Raw genomic sequence first — 16,941 nt, 5'->3', positions numbered from 1 at the left:
ACGTGCGTCAGCTATGGCCAACTTGGCCTGGCGTCGCCTGAGTTCGCTTATGCGGCGAGCTTCAGATAGCGAGTGCATTCAAGGACCTCATGGCAGCATTGAAGTCAACGTAGTCATTGCGCGACTGACGGAGGAAGGCATGAATGTACTCTTCGTTTTCCACCGCAGTGTCATGCTGCGCGTTACTGCCCGGCTTGTACTCGCCCAAATCGCGCATCAATTGCATATCAGCCAGCAGACCCAGGATCGAGCGCAAGCGCTGCGCCCTGTTCTGCTGATCAGGGTTAGCTAATTGATTGAATAGACGGCTGCCGCTACGTAGCAGGTCGATGGCCGGAAAGTGACCACGCCCAGCCAGCCGCGCGGATAGATAAATGTGTCCATCCAATAGCGACTTAAGCTCCTCGCCCACCGGGTCTGCATCTTCCTCATCCTCAAGCAAGACCGTATAGAAGGCCGTGACGCTTCCCAGAAGGGTACGACCTGGCCTTTCGACCAGTTTGGGCAACGCCTCGAACACCGATGCGGGATAACCACGCCGAGCCGGCGGCTCGCCGGCAGCCAGGGCAACATCACGCAAAGCGCGGGCATAACGTGTCATGGAGTCCATTACCAGCAATACGCGAGCGCCCTGATCACGGAAGTACTCAGCCACCGCAGTGGCCAGCATGGCAGCGTTACAGCGCGTTGCGGGCGCCGTATCGGAAGCGGCCTGCACAATGATGGTGCGCGCAGCGTTGGAAGACGCGCGTGCCCGCTCAACGAATGACGCAACCTCGCGACCACGCTCGCCCACGAGTGCAATCACGTAGACGTCCGCCTTGGCGTGATCGATCAGCATTTCCGATAGCGTGGTTTTTCCTGCACCGGCTGCGGCGAAGATACCCATGCGCTGCCCCACGCCCGTGGACAAAAGAGCGTCTATGGCGCGAATGCCCGTACTAAACGGCTCGTCCACAGCCAAGCGACTACGGTAGTCCACCGCCGACGCATTCACATGACGTGAGTTGACATCAACGGTAACGTTGACAAGCTCACACAGGCGATCAACGCATCGACCGAAGCCATCCATCACGCCACCCAGCAGCGCAGAAGATATCTCCACACGTTGCTGACCTCCGGTTGGTACAACTACGATGTTGGACGAGAGCCCACGGCTATCGCCAAACAGGCTGACCGAAGCGACGCCATCATCAAGGGCCACCACGACCCCTTCGCAGATATTTTCCGTCGAGGCGGCGCTTTTTCGCACCTCGCACAATTCGCCAACAGCGACTTGCGGTAGCCGCACACGAATGATCGATCCAACGATCGAGTCCGGGTGCGCGCAGCTTCGCCAGAGGACTGTGCCGGGCGTCATTTCACCAGTTCCAGGATCTGCACCATGCGCAAATAGAATCCTTCGATGGCGGCGGCAAGATGCTTAGGATCGGCTACGTAATCGCCACGCAACAGCCCACCGAGGCGACGTACCTGGTCATCGTTCGCACGCAGTACAAGGCCACCAGAAGCGAGGTATTCCACTGGCACGGAGACCTCCTGTAGCAAGGAAAAGGCACAGCTCCGCAGCGCTTCTGACGGCATATCGGGCAAGCAACCCCATATCCACACCTGATCATTTTCTTTATCGAAGTCAATGAAAACGTCACCGATATCATTAAAGCTCATCGCGATGGCGGACTTGTCATCGAAGTCGTACTGGGACGGGCTGCAGCCGAGAATAGACAAGGCTTCGCACAGATTGTTCTTCAAGTCGATCATATGGTTCTCATGACATCGATACTTACGGCGTCGGATATTTCGGCGAATGAAATAACGTGAATGGACGGCAGGCGATTTTCGATGAATCGCTTGACGAAGCGACGAATGTCCGGGGCCACGAGCAGCACGGCATCCGAACGCACGGCCCCCACCTCTTGCACATGCCAGGCGATTCGATCCAGCAACTCCGTGCCTTGCGCGGGGTCAAGATTCAAAAATGCCGCGCCCTGACTCTGCCGGATCCCACTGCGAACCAGGTCCTCGGTAGCGGGCGCCGCCACCAAGGCGGCGATGCGTCCACCACGGGAAAAGCACGCCGATATGTAGCGAGCCAGCGCACCACGCACGTGCTCGACCAGGAGAATGACATCCTTCTCGCGCTGACCCCATTGAGCCAAAGCCTCAAGAATGATCTTCATATTTCGGATAGATACCTCTTCGCGAAGAAGCCGCTGCAACACTTCGGAAACACGCTGCACTGGCATGTGACGATAGGTTTCCTTGACCAGTTCTGGGAACTTTCCCTCGAACTCGTCGAGCAGATGTTTGGTTTCTTGAATGCCAAACAGCTCGCCGATGTTGTGCAACACTGAATCGCTCACAAGGCGGAACATTTCCTCGAAATCCGAGCGCAGCTCGCAACCCATGGCCTTCGCCTTGTCGACGTTTGCGCTCGGCACCCACAATGCACGGCTGCTGTCCTCGCCGGGAAGCTCCAAGCCGAGTTTGAGCATGCGCAACTCTTGACTATCGCCAAGCACAAGGGAATGCCCCTCAACGACTCTTCCCCGTCCCGCCGGTATCTCATTGATCAGCACAGTCACGCCGTGCTCGTCGGCAGCCTCGTAGGAGCGCGCAACAAACTGCGGTAGCCGGATGCCCGTTCGCGTGTGGAAGGCACTCTTCAGGCGCTCGCCCAAGTTCTGGCCCTCCCAATAACGCAGATGATCCTGCGGCATCAGCAGAATCACTGGCACGGTTTCGCTGGCCAGCTTGTCCGTTTTACTGGTCGTGGCACCCTCATCACCTTCGACCTGGTCGGTCCCGGATACCTTGGCCGTTCCGAGCCTGGCTCGATGCGAGCGCCACAGGGACAAGCCTGACAGGGTCGCCGACAAGACCAGAAAAATGAAGAACGGAAACCCGGGCAATAAACCCAAAAGTAAGACCAATAGTGCAGCGATGGACAGTACGTTATTGCTTTTGAACAGCTCGTTGATAATGTTGGCACCTAGATTCCGGGTATCGCCGCTCACGCGGGTAACCACGAAACCGGCGCTGATGCAGATAAGCAACGCCGGGATCTGCGCCACCAGACCATCGCCGATGGTCAAAAGTGTGAACGTGCTAAGCGCTTCTTTGAATGGCATACCATGCTGCATCATGCCCACGGAAATGCCGCCAAACAGATTGACAAACACGATCACGATGCCAGCGATGGCATCGCCCTTGACGAACTTCATTGCACCGTCATAAGAACCGTACAGCTGGCTTTCCCGTTCAACTTCACGACGACGTTTTTGCGCATCCTCCGCCGTGATGGCTTCTGCACGCAAGTCCGCGTCGATGCTCATCTGCTTTCCGGGCATGCCATCCAGCGAGAAGCGAGCGACGACCTCACCGATACGCTCGGAACCCTTGGTTATGACGATAAATTGCACCAAGGTAACAATCGCGAAAATTACAAATCCGACCACTAGGTTGTCGGCAACTACGAACTCACCAAAGGCTTGCACGATATGACCGGCATCAGCATCGACCAGGATAAGCCGGCTCGTGCTGACTGACAGCGCTAACCGCAGCAACGTAGTGAATAACAACACCGATGGGAAACTGGAAAAATTGAGAATGCGCTCCACGTAGAACGAACTGAGGAAGATGATGATCGCCACCGCCATATTCAGGCCGATAAGCAGGTCGACCAAGATCGTCGGTAGCGGAATGATAAGCATCCCCACGATCACGGCCATCAACGCAACCAGCGCAAGCTCGGGGCGCAACACGTCCTTCAGTCGGGTGCGAGCAGTATTGCGCGTTTCGGTAGTTCGCATCAGGCATCTACCTTCATGCCTGGTGCCGTAGCCGCCGTTTCAACGGCCATAGCTCGAACTACCAATTGTTCAATTTCGTCCAGCGCCTGCAACTGAAACGCCACGTCATGCCAAATATCATGCGGGATTGCCCTGAGCGCGTTGCGCAGGCCTTGCGCCATAAGAGATTTTTCAGCAGGCCGCAGGCCAAACCGGGCGCCCGACAGCGCACCCTCGAACAGGACGGGCAGACCTCCGCCATTGCGAACTATTGAGAGTAAGCCCCGCAGCAGGGTCGGTTCGTCAACGCCAATGCGTTCCATGATTTTTTCACGCCAGCAATGCTTCATCAGCGCATGGTCGGCCGATCGCAGCGTAGTCAACCGGCGCACGACCTTGAGCAAGCGACCAAATTCCAGGCGTGAACAACTCGGATCCAGTGCATACATGTCGGCGCCAAGTGCCTGTTCGATAAAATCAATGACCTCGAATCGCTTATCGAAACCGTACAACTCGATCCACAGCGCATACTGTCCCAAGGTATCGCTGCCTGTTCCAAGAAAGTCTCGATAAGACTCACGTAAATCGCGAGCACTGATGCCTGTCATCTTGGCGCGAAGTTTGGCCTTGAGCGCGACGTTAATGCCGGCCAGCATAGACTTGACGCCACTACCCTGATGCAATTCCTCAAGGAACCGATCTAATTCACGCTGCAGTTCTACGCGCGATTCCTCAAGCTCGTGATCCGAAAGCATCGCGCGCAGTACCGATACCGCATCGCTAGGGTCCGGGAATAATGCAGACAGGGCAGCTCGAATGTCGACCGCTTCCGCTCGACCAGCAAGCAATAACGTTTTCAAGCTGGCCAGTTTTTCTGGGGCATTCTCCTCGATCACGTGATCAACCCAGGAACATCCAAGCTGATAAGCACCACGATGTTCATCGCGGCGCAGACGCAATGCTGGCATCAGTGCGGATAGATCGTCATGCATCTCAAGGGCCGTATGAAGCTCCCCTTTCTTGGTTGGAGCACGGACAACCTCGTTCTCCTCTTTATCGAAATCATCCTTGCCGGCACTTTTCGTCTTGAGCGCTGGCCGAGCGCGCGTGACAAGCATCGGAAGAAGATTGACGGGACTAGCCATGGGGAGTCGCTCCACTGTCAGGGTTGGCCTGAGGCTCAGTAGACATACGCAAACGGCGATATGCTTCATCCATCGGCACACCCACCTCCGCACCGAAGCGCGATGTCGCTTCATGCGATTCAAGTGCATCACCTGCGCTCAATACACGCGGCTGAATCAAGAACACACGTACCATGTGGTCAACGCTCGCGTTTCGTTGGCGGAACGCTCTACCAATGAGAGGAATGCGACTCACGCCCGGAACGTGCGACTTGCCCTGCTCCTGTACGTTACGGGTGTAACCGCCAATTAGCAGGCTAAGGTTGTGGGGGACGCGTGCAACCGTATCAATGGAGGTACGAGCGACGATGGGCAAGCCATCGACCTCGCCAGTGCCAGTGGCCGAACCATCTTCTATCTGTAATTGCATCTCGATCTCGGAACGCGATGAGATCCGAGGCAACACGCTAATCAACGTGCCATACGTCACTGACTCTAGTGACGCCGTACGTTCGGCCAGCAACGGCTTGTAGAAGGTGTGATTGCTGTCGAAGTGAGCCATCACGTTCTCCTGAGTAAGGAGAACAGGACGGGAGACGATCGTTGCACTTCCGCTCTGGCTCAGTGCGGCGACCGAGGCAAGAAAGCGGCTGCCATCGAGTGTGCTGACGCCACCCTCGTTGAAACTTACTCCCAGCTTGTTACCGATGCCCACCTCGCCCGACCAAGTCGCGCCGAGCTTGTCGAGTTCGCTTTTCTTCAGGTCAATGATCCAAAGCGACATCTCGATCTGCTTCCGCGGGATGTCGATCTCCGCGACCAGATTCTTGACCTTTTGAATCTGCGAAAGAGTTCCACGCACCAGAAGGCTGTTAGTCTCAGGATAGGGAAGTACCACGGTCACGGATGAAGCCTCGTTTCGGGCCGTCCCACCATGGGTCATGCCTCCGGACGAGGAGGATGCGTTCAAGGACTGGGCGCGCGAATTCACCTGACCCACTGCGCCGGGCGTTTGTGCCGAGTTGGAATCTAAAATATCCATGACTTCCGACGAGGGCTGACGCATAACCACGTTAGCGATATTGGCTTTACCGAGCGCCATTTGCAGGATGTCGGCCACGCCTGGCAGGACCGACTCTTTGCCTCGCAATCCGTAGCGGCGTCCGTTGACAAAACTATGCTCGAGTTTGATGACCTCGACGTGCTGGGTGCTTGCGTCTGCACCGTAGTAGAGTTCGTCGAGATAGACCGCTGCATTGAGGACGATATCCACATAGACCGGAGGTCCAGACAGATAGAAGGTGCCATCGGCGCTACCTCCGCGTACTGGATATCGAGGATCGATCAACTTCGCCTTGCGCAAGAAGTCTTCCAGGCTTGAGATGGATGCATGCCGCATGTGACCAATCGCATTGCGTATTTCGCTAGCGTCATAGACGTATAGCGACTGGCCATCGCTATACCAAATCAGACCGAGCTCTCCACTTAACCTACCGATAGCCTTGGCAGGCTGATCCAGGTCAAAGCTTCCGCTGACCTTCCTTTTCTGTGCCTTGGCACTGACGACCACCGGCTGTTTTAGTTGCGATCCCAACGCGTTCAGCAATAGCGTGACACTGTCGTCGCGTGAAACGAAGCCTTGCCGGTGAGGCAAGTCGCCATGACGCTGGATATGCGTGCCTTCCAAAGGCGGCTCCGCGAATGCCGCTCCGGATGCGATCAACAGGAAAAGAACGAACAGCTTACGAACGATATTCATACCAGATCAGGTGCGATCGCCTGATATACCTCGCGTGGAGAGACGCCGATCAATGCCTTGATCTCGGCGCAAAAATGAGAAGGAGATGCATAGCCGTTGTCAGCAGCTACGCGTGTAAAGGTGTGCTTGCGACCCGAATAGCTCAGCAGGGCTCGGCCAGCGCGGAGCAATCGGAGTTCCCGTTTCAGAGACCGTCCGAGTACTTGCTTGCACTTTCGGTAAAACTGGGCCGGTGAGAGCCCATAGCGTGCAGCTAATTCAGCCACGCCATGCGTGCCACTCTCCGCCAGAACAAAGCGAATCAACTGATAGCGTTCACTGTGCATCAAACTGGCGGCAAGCGCTTCAACGCCAGGGTCAGCTCGGGCCAAGCCACGTATCAGCCAGGCTACGGCAATGGCCGGTTTTTCAATGGGCTCGATCACGCGCAGCGCTACACCGCTCGACGTGATGGGTTGATCGCGTCGTTCGATGCCACGCCCATGATCAAGGAATGCTATCAGCCGCAGCGCCTCACCTAGATCGAGCATGCAACAGCGCGCTGGACCACTAATATTCAGCGATGGCGCATCATTCACCAACAAACGCTCTCCATTCCGAAGAGCTAGGCGGCGCTGCCCCCCGAGTACCGCCAAGTCAATGGCGACGCCATCACCCATGGCGATGACTATTTTTACCTGCACTTCACGCACTGTCGGAGCTCCAAATCGTAAGTCCTCGATAGAGGCCCTTCTCGATTTCGTGCCTTCAGCCTCAGGAGATCCCGAACGATACGAAAGGCGAGCGATGCACGCTATGCAACAAATCAGACAAATCCGGCCCACTCCATAGTTCGAACTTCGCAAATCCCCGTGGATCCGGTGCATAAGCCCCCCGTTCCTGATTGGGCTGATGAGCCAACACGATTGGAGTGAGCGCCAGGCCCGCATGGCGATCGGCCAGCCTCAGCCGACGACTCGTTATCGAATCCGCCCAGATCTGGATGAGGGGACGTTGCCTTGTTGGCGACACCAGCCAAGTGACTTCCTGAACGTGGACTAGATAGGCCCCCCGCCGACGCGCCCTCGCTGACGACGAGCTCAGCGCTTTGCGCACGTACGGCAATGCGGCCGTCAACGGCGCGATGTTCCGCTTTGCCGGTGCGTATCAGGCCGAAGGCACCGGCAGTTATGACGCCGTGGAAGGCGTCGTGCGCGGACGCTACACCGAGTTGGACTTCGGCGACAGCAAGACCGGCGCGGACACCAGGCACAAGTACAACTTCCGCGCAACGTACTGCAAGCTGAGCGTCAACGGCAGCGTCGAAATTGAAATCGACATTCTCAACGGCGTCTTCACTGTCAGCGGCGTCGATCGCCTGGCCGCAGAACGCCGCGATGGGCCGCTGGTAGCACCCATCCCCGCGACATTGCCCCGGTCCGCAGGGGCAATCGCTTCCTCTTTTCCCTTAGGAACTCGCCATGACCGAACGCACGACCGAAACCGTCGATCTCGAAGATTCGATCAAGCGCTGCGAAAGCCTCGTCACTTCTGTTGACGTACGAAAGCCGAAGCCCGGCGAGCTGCGCGGCACTCAGCTAGTCAACCTGCTGCGTATGGACGTCTCCGCGCTGAAAGTCGTCCTACCCCGCGTCACCTGCCCGGCCGCTAAACCAAGGAACCGCCACGCCCGTTCAAGCCCTCGCTTTCGTCCGTAGACGAATTTGGCTGATTTGTCACCCTCCTGTTCCGCAACTGCATTTCAGGCTGATCCTGTACTCGCCGGTACTCGGCAATCGGGGCCTGTTCGGGTGCTGGCGCGCGCTGAACGTGCGCGTGGAGGAATGGCACATAGATCGCGGCGGCCAGCACTCCAACGACGACACGCGTAATTCGACCTTGAGCCTCATTAGACAAATTCGTTCCCGCAAGTAGCGTGGTTACGGTCATCGCACCGTGAACAATTACTTGAAGAGACGACGTTCGCATTGCACTAGTGGTCAGAAATTGGTCTGCAACTTCGCTGGCATTCGGGAATCGCGCGCCAGCGCCGATTCTCAGGCCTTCGATATCCCGTGCAGGAAGTCTTGCAACGGCGGCGCGAGGATCCTCGCCGTTCGCAATTGCCTCGCGTTCGGTAGCTTGTACCGTATCGCGCACCCGGATGTCGCGAGCGACAAGCGGCCTGACTATATCGTCAAATATCTCAGCTGCTGCATTGAGAAATCCTATGCGAAAGTCATGGCTCAATTCCGGCGCAATGGCTTTCAAAGCTTCGTTTGTACGGCTTTCATGACTTGCTTCAGTTCCTGGTGCCGCTGTCGACATTGCCCAGTTGAACACGCTGTTCGTGACCTCGTCCGATACCCGTGTAGTAACGGGATCGCTCGAAGTTCCGGAAGCCAGTTTCATCGCGAATCCGGCGCCTGAGTTTGATGCCCAATGATCCATTGCTTCGCCCACGCTGTATTGCACCGTTCCGTACATCATCGCTTCCGCCGCTGTTCCCCGTACATTGATTGGAGCATTGTCCCGAAGTGGAAAGAATGCTTGCACCATATCCCGCGCCAGCGTGTATGTTGCCATCTGAGGGCCGAATGATCGCATCAGGCCGCTCAGAACTGTCTCCGCCCCCGCCGCCGATGTGCCAGCACTGACTACACTTGAAGCAGTGAGGGCACCGACAGACATAGCGAACATCACTAGGCGGGCGGCTCGCGATTGCTCGTTGCCTGTGTGATAGACCTCGTCCCTGATGAATCCTGCGATGTTAAGTCCCATCCCTAGCATCATGGCCGACGCGCCTAGCACCTCTCGCTTCGTCATCGAAACTTCACCGAGCTGGACCGCTTTTTCGATGCCAAATCCGATTAATTGGCGAGCAGTTGTCGTGACACCAACAATGAGGCCAGTTCGACTGACGACATTCGTGAAGTTGGCCGCCCATCGGGCCCTCGGGTCCTCAAAATCGTTATTGGTGATCGCTCGAACACCGTTACCGAGGAAATGGAACACCGCGAGGGCTCGTTCGTGCGAGCTCAGCTGGTGCCCGGCCACAGCGGCCTGTTCATCGAGATGGCCATGCAACGCTGTCACCAGGCAGCGGGCCTCTGGGTTCGGCAACGAGCGTACCTGCAGTTGTTCGCCCCCGTCCAAGGCTCGGTCGACAATATCCGCGATGACTGCGTTCACGCCGCCACCGTAATCCGACCACCCTCCTCTCACCGTCGCGCCGTACTCATCAAGTGCCGTAGCAAGTTTATCGAATATCGGTAACACCTCCTTCCAGCGGTACTCGCTCTGCCCATCTAGATCGTGCGAAAGTTTGTGTAGATCCTCAGAAAGTGCGGAAATTTCACCCAGATCCGGAGCCGATTGCGTTCTATGTCGCGGAGGCTTAACGACAACGGCTGTGTTGATGTTAGGGAGCGAAGTTGTTCGTTCAATTGGCATATGCTTTTCCTCATGGTTGGTACAGTGGCATGCTGATTATCGATGAGTCGACATAGCGGAAAGAACGCTTGCTTCATTGCCCACAATGCGCCTTAGCTGCGCCTTCATACGCCATGCCTGGCGAGGTCGATGGCGAATTTTGGCGTCATCTAGCCCATATCACGCGGCTGGCGTGCTACTAGACATCCTAGGGTTGCTCTGAACAAGTCATTGGCGGACAGCTATCCCAATGGTCGGTTGACGACAACCTGAGATTCAGTCTTCAAACGTGAAGACAGCCCCTCGTCAACGAAGCTGCCGCAGTGTTTTGGGGTAGTTTTTTCGATGACAGATGCACCTCTTTAGTCATTGCAAGTATTCGTCGCCGGACCATTCATGGGTTTGACCACGCAAACAGCGCCAGAACTGTGCTGTATTCTTCGCCAGTCCCTTGAGCAGCTTCTCCATCTTGGCCACGTCAGACACGTTCGCCGGCGTGGTGTAGATGGTGCGCACCAGCCCCGATTCGACATTCACTCCGATGTGCGCCTTCATGCCGAAATATCACTGTTGGCCTTGGCATACACCTAGGCCAAGCTTTCCGCCGTTGTCCCATTTCGTCGTGCCGTTAACCCAAGGCACCAGGTCGATCGCCTAGCCGCCAATGTGGCGGCTATTGCGCGTCCAGGTCACGACATTGCCCGGCTTTGTCCTGCCCTGGGCATACAGTGCGTCCTGTTCGGCGTGTGTTCGATAGCCGGCGGTCACCGTGAAATCGACCTCGGACCGACTGAGCGGAAGCGTTGCCAAGCGCACGAGATCTTAGGTTGACGCCGGCCAGTGCAGGCTTGCTGCGGACGCTGAACGTGTAGGTCATTGGCTGGCTTCTTCTTCGAAACAGAAACTCAGCCGGCGGGGGCTGGGTTTTGAAGGGGGTTCGCCTCCGTAGCCGCCTCGCGGCAAGCGATCCCAATTCGGAGGCAAAAAAAACCCGCCGAGGGAGGGCGGGGCTGGGACTGGCTCAGCGGGCGATGGGCTCACAGAGAAGAGCTAATGGAAGGATCAGGGAGAAACCTCCAGACCACCACAGCACGGCGTTGGCTTCACGCCAAGACATTTCATGTGCATACAACAGGCCCTACTACAGGCAGATCTCCGTCTGCGTGTTCTGACTATCACGCTAGAACCCGCGTCAAGAAATGCAATTAGCTGCAAGAATCCAACATGTCTCGCCAGATAGTAGGGCTTGGTTGTTGACGAGTAGTGAGCGACAACTCAGGCGTGCGAGCACCGAGCTCATCCAAGCGCAACGGGCATAGCGATCGGCCGCGGGGGTGCACGTCAATGACTGTGTGCCGTCCAGAACACCGCGCACCTGCGCGATGGTGCGTATACGTGTCTCATCATCCGGTGAATGATCGACCACCCCGATCGCCTGCCGCCAATCGGCAGGTCGCCCCTGGCTCACGACGTTAGGCGCAGCATCCGCTGGAAATACACGCGCCCAGGCTCATCGGTCAGTGGACAGCGCTGCCAGTGGACAGCGCTCAAATTTGGGGCGTGTCCTAGATTTTGTGTAACCGGGCCACAGGCAGGAAACTGCCACCTGACCCGGAGACACCATGAGCCCACGCAAGCACGAGGTACCCGACGAGCTGCTTAGCCGCCTGTTGGCCAACTACAAGAAGCCCGAAGACTTGATCGGCGAGAACGGCCTGCTCAAGCAGCTGACCAAGCTGCTGGTGGAGCGGGCGGTGGACGCGGAGATGACCGAGCACCTCGGTCATGACAAGCACGAGCCGGTCGCCAACGCGGCTGGCAATACGCGCAACGGACGCAGCCGCAAGACGCTCAAGGGCGAGTTCGGCGAGCTGCCAATCGAGATTCCGCGCGATCGCCACGGCAGCTTCGAGCCGCAGCTGATCCCCAAGCACCAGACACGCTGGAGCGGCTTCGACGACAAGATCCTGTCGCTGTATGCACGCGGCATGACGGTGCGCGAGATCCAGGCACACCTGGAAGAGATGTATGGAGCGGAGGTCTCGCCCAGCCTGATTTCTTCGGTCACCGACGCGGTTGTCGACGAGGTCAAGGCTTGGCAGGCTCGGCCGCTTGACCCGCTGTATCCGATCGTCTACCTCGACTGCATCCACGTGAAGGTGCGTGAGGGTGCGGTGCGGATCAAGGCGGTGTACCTGGCCATCGGCGTCACGATGACTGGAGAGAAGGAGGTACTGGGCCTGTGGCTGGCGCAGACCGAGGGCGCCAAGTTCTGGCTGCAGGTAGTGACGGAGCTGCGCAACCGCGGCGTGCAGGACATCTTCATCGCTTGTGTCGACGGCCTGAAGGGCTTTCCTGAGGCGATCGAGGCGGTGTTCCCGCACACCACCGTGCAACTTTGCATCGTGCACATGGTGCGGCACAGCTTGAACTATGTGTCGTGGAAACGCCGCGCCGAGGTGGCCGCCGATCTCAAGCGCTTCTACGCCTGCGCCACCGTCGAGGAGGCCGAGCAACGACTCACCGAGTTCGAGGCGAAGTGGGACAAGGAGTGTCCGCCGATAGGACAATCATGGCGGCGCAACTGGCCGCGCCTGATCCCGTTCTTCGATTACCCACCGGAGATCCGCAAGGTGATTTACACCACCAACGCCATCGAGTCGGTCAACATGAGTCTGCCCAAGATCACCAAGAACCCTGGCTCCTTCCCGAGCGACGAGGCGTTGCTGAAACTCTTCTACTTGGCGCTGCGCAACATCAGCAAGAAATGGACGATGCCGATCCGCGACTGGAAGGCCGCGCTCAACCGCTTTACTATCCAGTTCGAGGAACGACTTCCTCAGCGTAATTCAAATCCCGGTTACACAAAATTCTGCACACCCTCCAAATTTGAAATTATTTGCATAGAAGCACGGCGATAGAAGTTCTTAGGCTCACGCTACGTTTGCGAGTGAGGAGCCCGAATTGCCCATCCCGAACTTTTTGAGGACAAACCCGCTCATACGCAAAGTTGGCTCGACGATGCTAGTGCTTTGCACTGCCTCTGGTACCATCGCTGAAACGCGCAAGGCCAATTTCACGGGCCCACTGGTGACGCCAAATGCCTCGGCCATCCCCTCGGCCATGGCCGTCATTGAGCCCTATCTCATTTACACAGAGTCTCACGCACTCTACGACGACCAGGGCAACCGCCATGCAAATCATCCTGGGTCGCATCAGTGGTTGCTGCTCATGCCTGCCACGATTGGCATCACCGATAGGCTCAACGGCCGACTGATCGCTGGCAGCGCGTACAACGTTTCAGGTAGATACCACAGCGATGGTGCGCGCATGACTGATACGTCGGCGACGCTGCAATACATGTTTGTCGCACCCAACGCGGACGGTACGGGGCCCGCCGTCTCGGCGAGCTATACCCATGTTTTTCCGACCGGTTATTATGACCATCTCGGCGACAACCCACTCAATGGCACAGGCACAGGTTCGTCGACAAATCGGCTCTCAGTGTTCGCGCAACAATTGTTCTGGCTCGCCAATGATCATCCATTGCGCCTCCGTGCCTTGTTGGCCTGGGCGCCTTCACCTTCACGAGTGGCCATTAATGGCAAGAGCACTCACGGAACCCCGGTTCATTTCCATGGCTCGACGAAACTTGGCGCGTCCCGTGGTGCAACAACATCACTCGAATATGGACTCGACCGACACTGGGTGCTGGCCGCTGACCTGACCTGGGACCATCAGGGCGGCACCAGGGTGGACGGCCAGCAATGCCTGCCTACCGAGGCATGCCGTAGCTTGGCGCAGCACCATCCTCCGCGCTGGAATTACAGCGTGGCCCCTGCGGTGGAATACAATTTCAACTCGTCGATAGGCCTGATTGTTGGCGCGCAAATCAGCATCGCCGGCCACAACAGTCCGGCTGATTACGCTCCTCAGGCGGCCCTGAGCATGGCGTTCTGACGGATGGCACCGAGCACCATCAAGACCGTGAGTTCGCGAATCAAGGACGAGCTTCCACCCCTAACCGTAGTGCAACTTGTGCTGGCGTGCGACGCCACCCGGTTTTGAGTAGCGCAGTTATTTGGAGTCCAATCCCTCATGAGGTCGTCCCGGTTTTCGAAGCATTTAAAACTGGAGTTCGGCCACTTCTGAGGTAGTGATCTGACCTCTTCGTGCGAACTCACTCGGGGTCAGTTTGCCGAGTGCGCCATGCGGACGATGGTGATTGTAGTCCAGCCGCCAGTGCTCGATTCGCGCCTGCGCATCTTGAGGTCGTCCCGGTTTTCGAAGCATTTAAAACTGGAGTTCGGCCACTTCTGAGGTAGTGATCTGACCTCTTCGTGCGAACTCACTCGGGGTCAGTTTGCCGAGTGCGCCATGCGGACGATGGTGATTGTAGTCCAGCCGCCAGTGCTCGATTCGCGCCTGCGCATCTTCCAATGATACGAAGTCAAAGACGTTGAGGCATTCGTCTCGCAGGCGACCGTTGAAGCTTTCGATAAACGCGTTTTCTGTGGGCTTTCCAGGCCGAATTGTCGACTCCCCGCAATTCAGTGCCACGAATAACTAGAGGTTGCCGGGTCGTTTTGGATACGGAATTCGGCGGGCGTAAGCCCGCCTAGGCTGTCGTGAGGAATCTCGCGGTTGTAGTCGGTTTGCCATCGCTCGGTGTGTTCGCGGACCTCGCTGAGCGTGCGGAATACGTGCATGTCGAGCACGCCGCGTCGGTAGCTGCCATTGAAGCGTTCGATGAAGCCGTTCTGCATGGGGCGGCCCGGCTCAATGAAATCTAGCGTGATGCCCTTGCGCTCGGCCCATTCCGCCAGCGCCAGAGCAATGAACTCCGGGCCGTTGTCCAATCGCAGTTTGGCCGGATAGCCACGCCAGGCCGCAATACGCTCCAACGTGCGGATCACACGGGCTGCCGGCAGGTTCAAGTCGACCTCAATGGCGAGTGCTTCGCGACTGAAGTCATCGAGGACGTTGAACGTGCGGAAACGCCGTCCATCCCACAAGGCGTCAGACATGAAGCCGATTGACCAGCTACTGTTGATCTGCTCGCCGGCCACCAGGGGCAGCGGATGCCGGTTTGGCAAACGCTTCTTGCCCCGGCGACGACGATTGAGCTGCATCAGACAATACACACGCCACACCCTCTTATGGTTCCACACCAGGCCACGGCGCCGAATCAGCTGGAACAGCTTGTCGAACCCGCGCTCGGGAAAGCGCTCAGCCAGCTCCGCCAACAGCGCGATGACCTCCTCATCCCGGTCCGGTCGTGATCGATAACGAATGGTCGACCGCGACACGCCTATCGCCACACAAGCCTGGCGCTCGCTCCATCCGTGGCACTCCTTCAGCCACGTGATGAGCGGGCGCTTATGCGCCGGGTCTACAACTTTTTTGCAATGAGGTCCTTCAGGGAATGGTTCTCCATCGCCAGCTCGGCATACATCCGTTTGAGCTTGGCGTGCTCAGCCTCGACGTCTCTTAGCCGTTGCACATCGGATGCTTCCATGCCGCCGTACTTGGACTTCCACGTGTAGTACGTCGCCTCGGAAATGCCCAGCTCGCGGCACACGTCTTTGACCTGGCGGCCACCTTCGACCTGCTTCAGCGTCGCGACGATCTGACTCTCGGTGAACTTGCTCTTGCGCATCTTCAGTCTCCTTGGGGCTAGTTTGCCCGGAGACCTCCAGTTATGTCTGGACCGAGTTTAAGGGGAGTCGACAGAATGAAGTCCAACTGTACGCCTCGCTGATAGGCCCACGCATCGAGTACCTTCGAGGTAAATTCGGTCCCATGATCGACCGTGATGGCCTTGGGAAGCGGTCGCGATCGGGACAGTGTTTCCAAGGCATCGACGACGCTCTGTCCGGTCAGGGCAAACTGGGTCTCCAGCAGCACACTCTCGCGACTCCACTGATCGATCACGGTGAGCACCCGAAACTTGCGGCCTGTCGCCAGCTGATCGTGCACGAAATCCATCGACCAGTACTGATTCGCAGCGACGGGCTTGGGCACTACACCGCGATGCAGGCTTAGCCGCTTCGTCCGACGCCGGCGCATGCGGACCTGCAGGCCTTCCAGGCGATAGAGCCGGTGAATCCGGTTACGCCCGTCTTTCCAACCCTCCCGCCGGAGCATGATCCAGATCCGCTCATAGCCAAATCGGGGTCGCGCTTGAGCGATCTCCCTGATCCTCATGCGCAATGCCGCCGTGTCCCGTGCCTGGGACTTCCGGTACCAAGTGGCATTGCGTAGCTTGGCCAGTCGGCAGGCTCGTCGTACGCTGACCTGAAAACGTTCGTGCATCCAGTGCGCCAACTCGACGCGTCGAGTTGGCTTCAGACCTTTTTTCGGATCACCTCCGAAAGAATCTGCTTGTCCAACGTCAGATCGGCCACCAGGCGCTTTAGCCGGGCGTTCTCTTCCTGCATCTGACGCATCTGCCGCAGCTCCGCCACGCCCAGGCTCGCGTACTTTTTCTTCCAGACATAGAACGTCGCCTCGGCGATACCCAGCTGCCGGCACACGTCGGCAACGATCGTCCCGGACTCTGCCAGCCGCAGTGCGTAAGCAATCTGCTCCTCGGTGAACCTCGACTTTTTCATCGCTCCTCCGATCCCTTCCGGGATACCTCAAAGCGACCTTACCTCTACTTTTGAACGACTACGAAATTCCGGGATGACGTCAACTGGCATCCCGGGCCACTAACTCGAGACACCCTAAGGTCACTTTCCAATAATTTGCATAGATTGCGTATCCGGCCTAGTACATGCTCTCGTTCGAGCCTCAAGCTTCAGCCTGAGATGGCTGCCATCAGCGGTGCTCAAGTCGTTCATAATGATCGACG

14 protein-coding genes and 3 pseudogenes are annotated in these 16,941 nt (G+C 57.6%); 3 read left to right on the top strand and 14 right to left on the bottom strand.

Annotation, left to right across the window (positions count from 1 at the left end; translation table 11 throughout):
- Positions 1-61: 61 nt before the first annotated feature.
- Genes ACT01B_RS10745 through ACT01B_RS10720 form a run of 6 tightly spaced genes read right to left on the bottom strand, consistent with a single transcriptional unit; the run spans position 62 to position 7,366 of the window.
- Complete coding sequence (locus ACT01B_RS10745; protein ID WP_445147336.1) at positions 62-1,360, bottom strand: FliI/YscN family ATPase; 1,299 nt, start codon at positions 1,358-1,360, stop codon at positions 62-64.
- Complete coding sequence (locus tag ACT01B_RS10740) at positions 1,357-1,761, bottom strand: InvB/SpaK family type III secretion system chaperone (RefSeq protein ID WP_445147335.1); 405 nt, start codon at positions 1,759-1,761, stop codon at positions 1,357-1,359. Before ACT01B_RS10740 ends, ACT01B_RS10745 begins: the two co-directional genes overlap by 4 nt.
- Entirely contained in the window at positions 1,758-3,812 is a 2,055-nt protein-coding gene (locus ACT01B_RS10735) for an EscV/YscV/HrcV family type III secretion system export apparatus protein (RefSeq protein WP_445147334.1), read from the bottom strand. The genes ACT01B_RS10740 and ACT01B_RS10735 overlap by 4 nt, the downstream gene beginning before the upstream one ends.
- On the bottom strand, positions 3,812-4,936 hold the full coding sequence (gene sctW, locus ACT01B_RS10730) for a type III secretion system gatekeeper subunit SctW (RefSeq protein ID WP_445147333.1): 1,125 nt from the start codon (positions 4,934-4,936) through the stop codon (positions 3,812-3,814). Before sctW ends, ACT01B_RS10735 begins: the two co-directional genes overlap by 1 nt.
- The gene (sctC, locus tag ACT01B_RS10725; RefSeq protein WP_445147332.1) at positions 4,929-6,674 is read right to left on the bottom strand and encodes a type III secretion system outer membrane ring subunit SctC; all 1,746 of its coding nucleotides are present in this window, start codon (positions 6,672-6,674) and stop codon (positions 4,929-4,931) included. Before sctC ends, sctW begins: the two co-directional genes overlap by 8 nt.
- Positions 6,671-7,366, bottom strand: coding sequence for a helix-turn-helix domain-containing protein (locus ACT01B_RS10720; protein ID WP_445147331.1), 696 nt, complete (start codon positions 7,364-7,366; stop codon positions 6,671-6,673). The genes sctC and ACT01B_RS10720 overlap by 4 nt, the downstream gene beginning before the upstream one ends.
- A gap of 395 nt (positions 7,367-7,761) precedes the next feature.
- On the opposite strand from ACT01B_RS10720, the gene ACT01B_RS10715 reads away from it, so the two are divergent.
- Positions 7,762-8,211 carry a phage major tail tube protein gene (locus ACT01B_RS10715; RefSeq protein ID WP_445147330.1) on the top strand — a complete coding sequence of 150 codons (450 nt, stop codon included), beginning with the start codon at positions 7,762-7,764 and terminating at the stop codon, positions 8,209-8,211.
- A gap of 110 nt (positions 8,212-8,321) precedes the next feature.
- On the opposite strand, the gene ACT01B_RS10710 is transcribed toward ACT01B_RS10715, so the two are convergent.
- The 3 genes and pseudogenes from ACT01B_RS10710 to ACT01B_RS10700 all read right to left on the bottom strand — a co-directional run bounded on the left by ACT01B_RS10710 (position 8,322) and on the right by ACT01B_RS10700 (position 10,895).
- Positions 8,322-10,106 carry a hypothetical protein gene (locus ACT01B_RS10710; RefSeq protein ID WP_445147329.1) on the bottom strand — a complete coding sequence of 595 codons (1,785 nt, stop codon included), beginning with the start codon at positions 10,104-10,106 and terminating at the stop codon, positions 8,322-8,324.
- Between the two features lie 426 nt (positions 10,107-10,532).
- Positions 10,533-10,649: pseudogene (locus tag ACT01B_RS10705) on the bottom strand (transposase); the annotation flags it as partial.
- Between the two features lie 90 nt (positions 10,650-10,739).
- A complete protein-coding gene (locus ACT01B_RS10700; protein ID WP_445147328.1) occupies positions 10,740-10,895 on the bottom strand; it encodes a hypothetical protein in 156 nt (51 codons plus the stop codon).
- Positions 10,896-11,707: 812 nt separating this feature from the next.
- Between ACT01B_RS10700 and ACT01B_RS10695 the strand changes: the two are divergent.
- Positions 11,708-12,931: pseudogene (locus tag ACT01B_RS10695) on the top strand (IS256 family transposase); the annotation flags it as partial.
- A gap of 118 nt (positions 12,932-13,049) precedes the next feature.
- Entirely contained in the window at positions 13,050-14,045 is a 996-nt protein-coding gene (locus ACT01B_RS10690; protein WP_445147327.1) for a hypothetical protein, read from the top strand.
- Between the two features lie 165 nt (positions 14,046-14,210).
- On the opposite strand, the gene ACT01B_RS10685 is transcribed toward ACT01B_RS10690, so the two are convergent.
- The 5 genes and pseudogenes from ACT01B_RS10685 to ACT01B_RS10665 all read right to left on the bottom strand — a co-directional run bounded on the left by ACT01B_RS10685 (position 14,211) and on the right by ACT01B_RS10665 (position 16,699).
- Complete coding sequence (locus ACT01B_RS10685) at positions 14,211-14,378, bottom strand: integrase core domain-containing protein (RefSeq protein WP_445147326.1); 168 nt, start codon at positions 14,376-14,378, stop codon at positions 14,211-14,213.
- Positions 14,379-14,618: pseudogene (locus tag ACT01B_RS10680) on the bottom strand (integrase core domain-containing protein); the annotation flags it as partial. It abuts the gene before it with no gap.
- Positions 14,619-14,635: 17 nt separating this feature from the next.
- Positions 14,636-15,744 (bottom strand): IS3 family transposase gene (locus ACT01B_RS10675; protein ID WP_445147325.1). Its coding sequence is split into 2 segments (ribosomal slippage): positions 14,636-15,483 and positions 15,483-15,744, totalling 1,110 coding nucleotides; the frame shifts between segments, so codons are not numbered across the junction.
- A 17-nt stretch (positions 15,745-15,761) separates the two neighbouring features.
- Positions 15,762-16,292, bottom strand: a complete 531-nt coding sequence (locus tag ACT01B_RS10670) for a DDE-type integrase/transposase/recombinase (RefSeq protein WP_445147324.1) — start codon at positions 16,290-16,292, stop codon at positions 15,762-15,764.
- Positions 16,293-16,432: 140 nt separating this feature from the next.
- Positions 16,433-16,699 carry a transposase gene (locus ACT01B_RS10665; protein WP_445147323.1) on the bottom strand — a complete coding sequence of 89 codons (267 nt, stop codon included), beginning with the start codon at positions 16,697-16,699 and terminating at the stop codon, positions 16,433-16,435.
- Between the last annotated feature and the right edge of the window lie 242 nt (positions 16,700-16,941).

The organism is Dyella sp. Tek66A03 (genome assembly GCF_052567735.1).
Note: the sequence above shows the minus strand (reverse complement) of the source record. Positions and strands in the feature narration are given on the sequence as shown.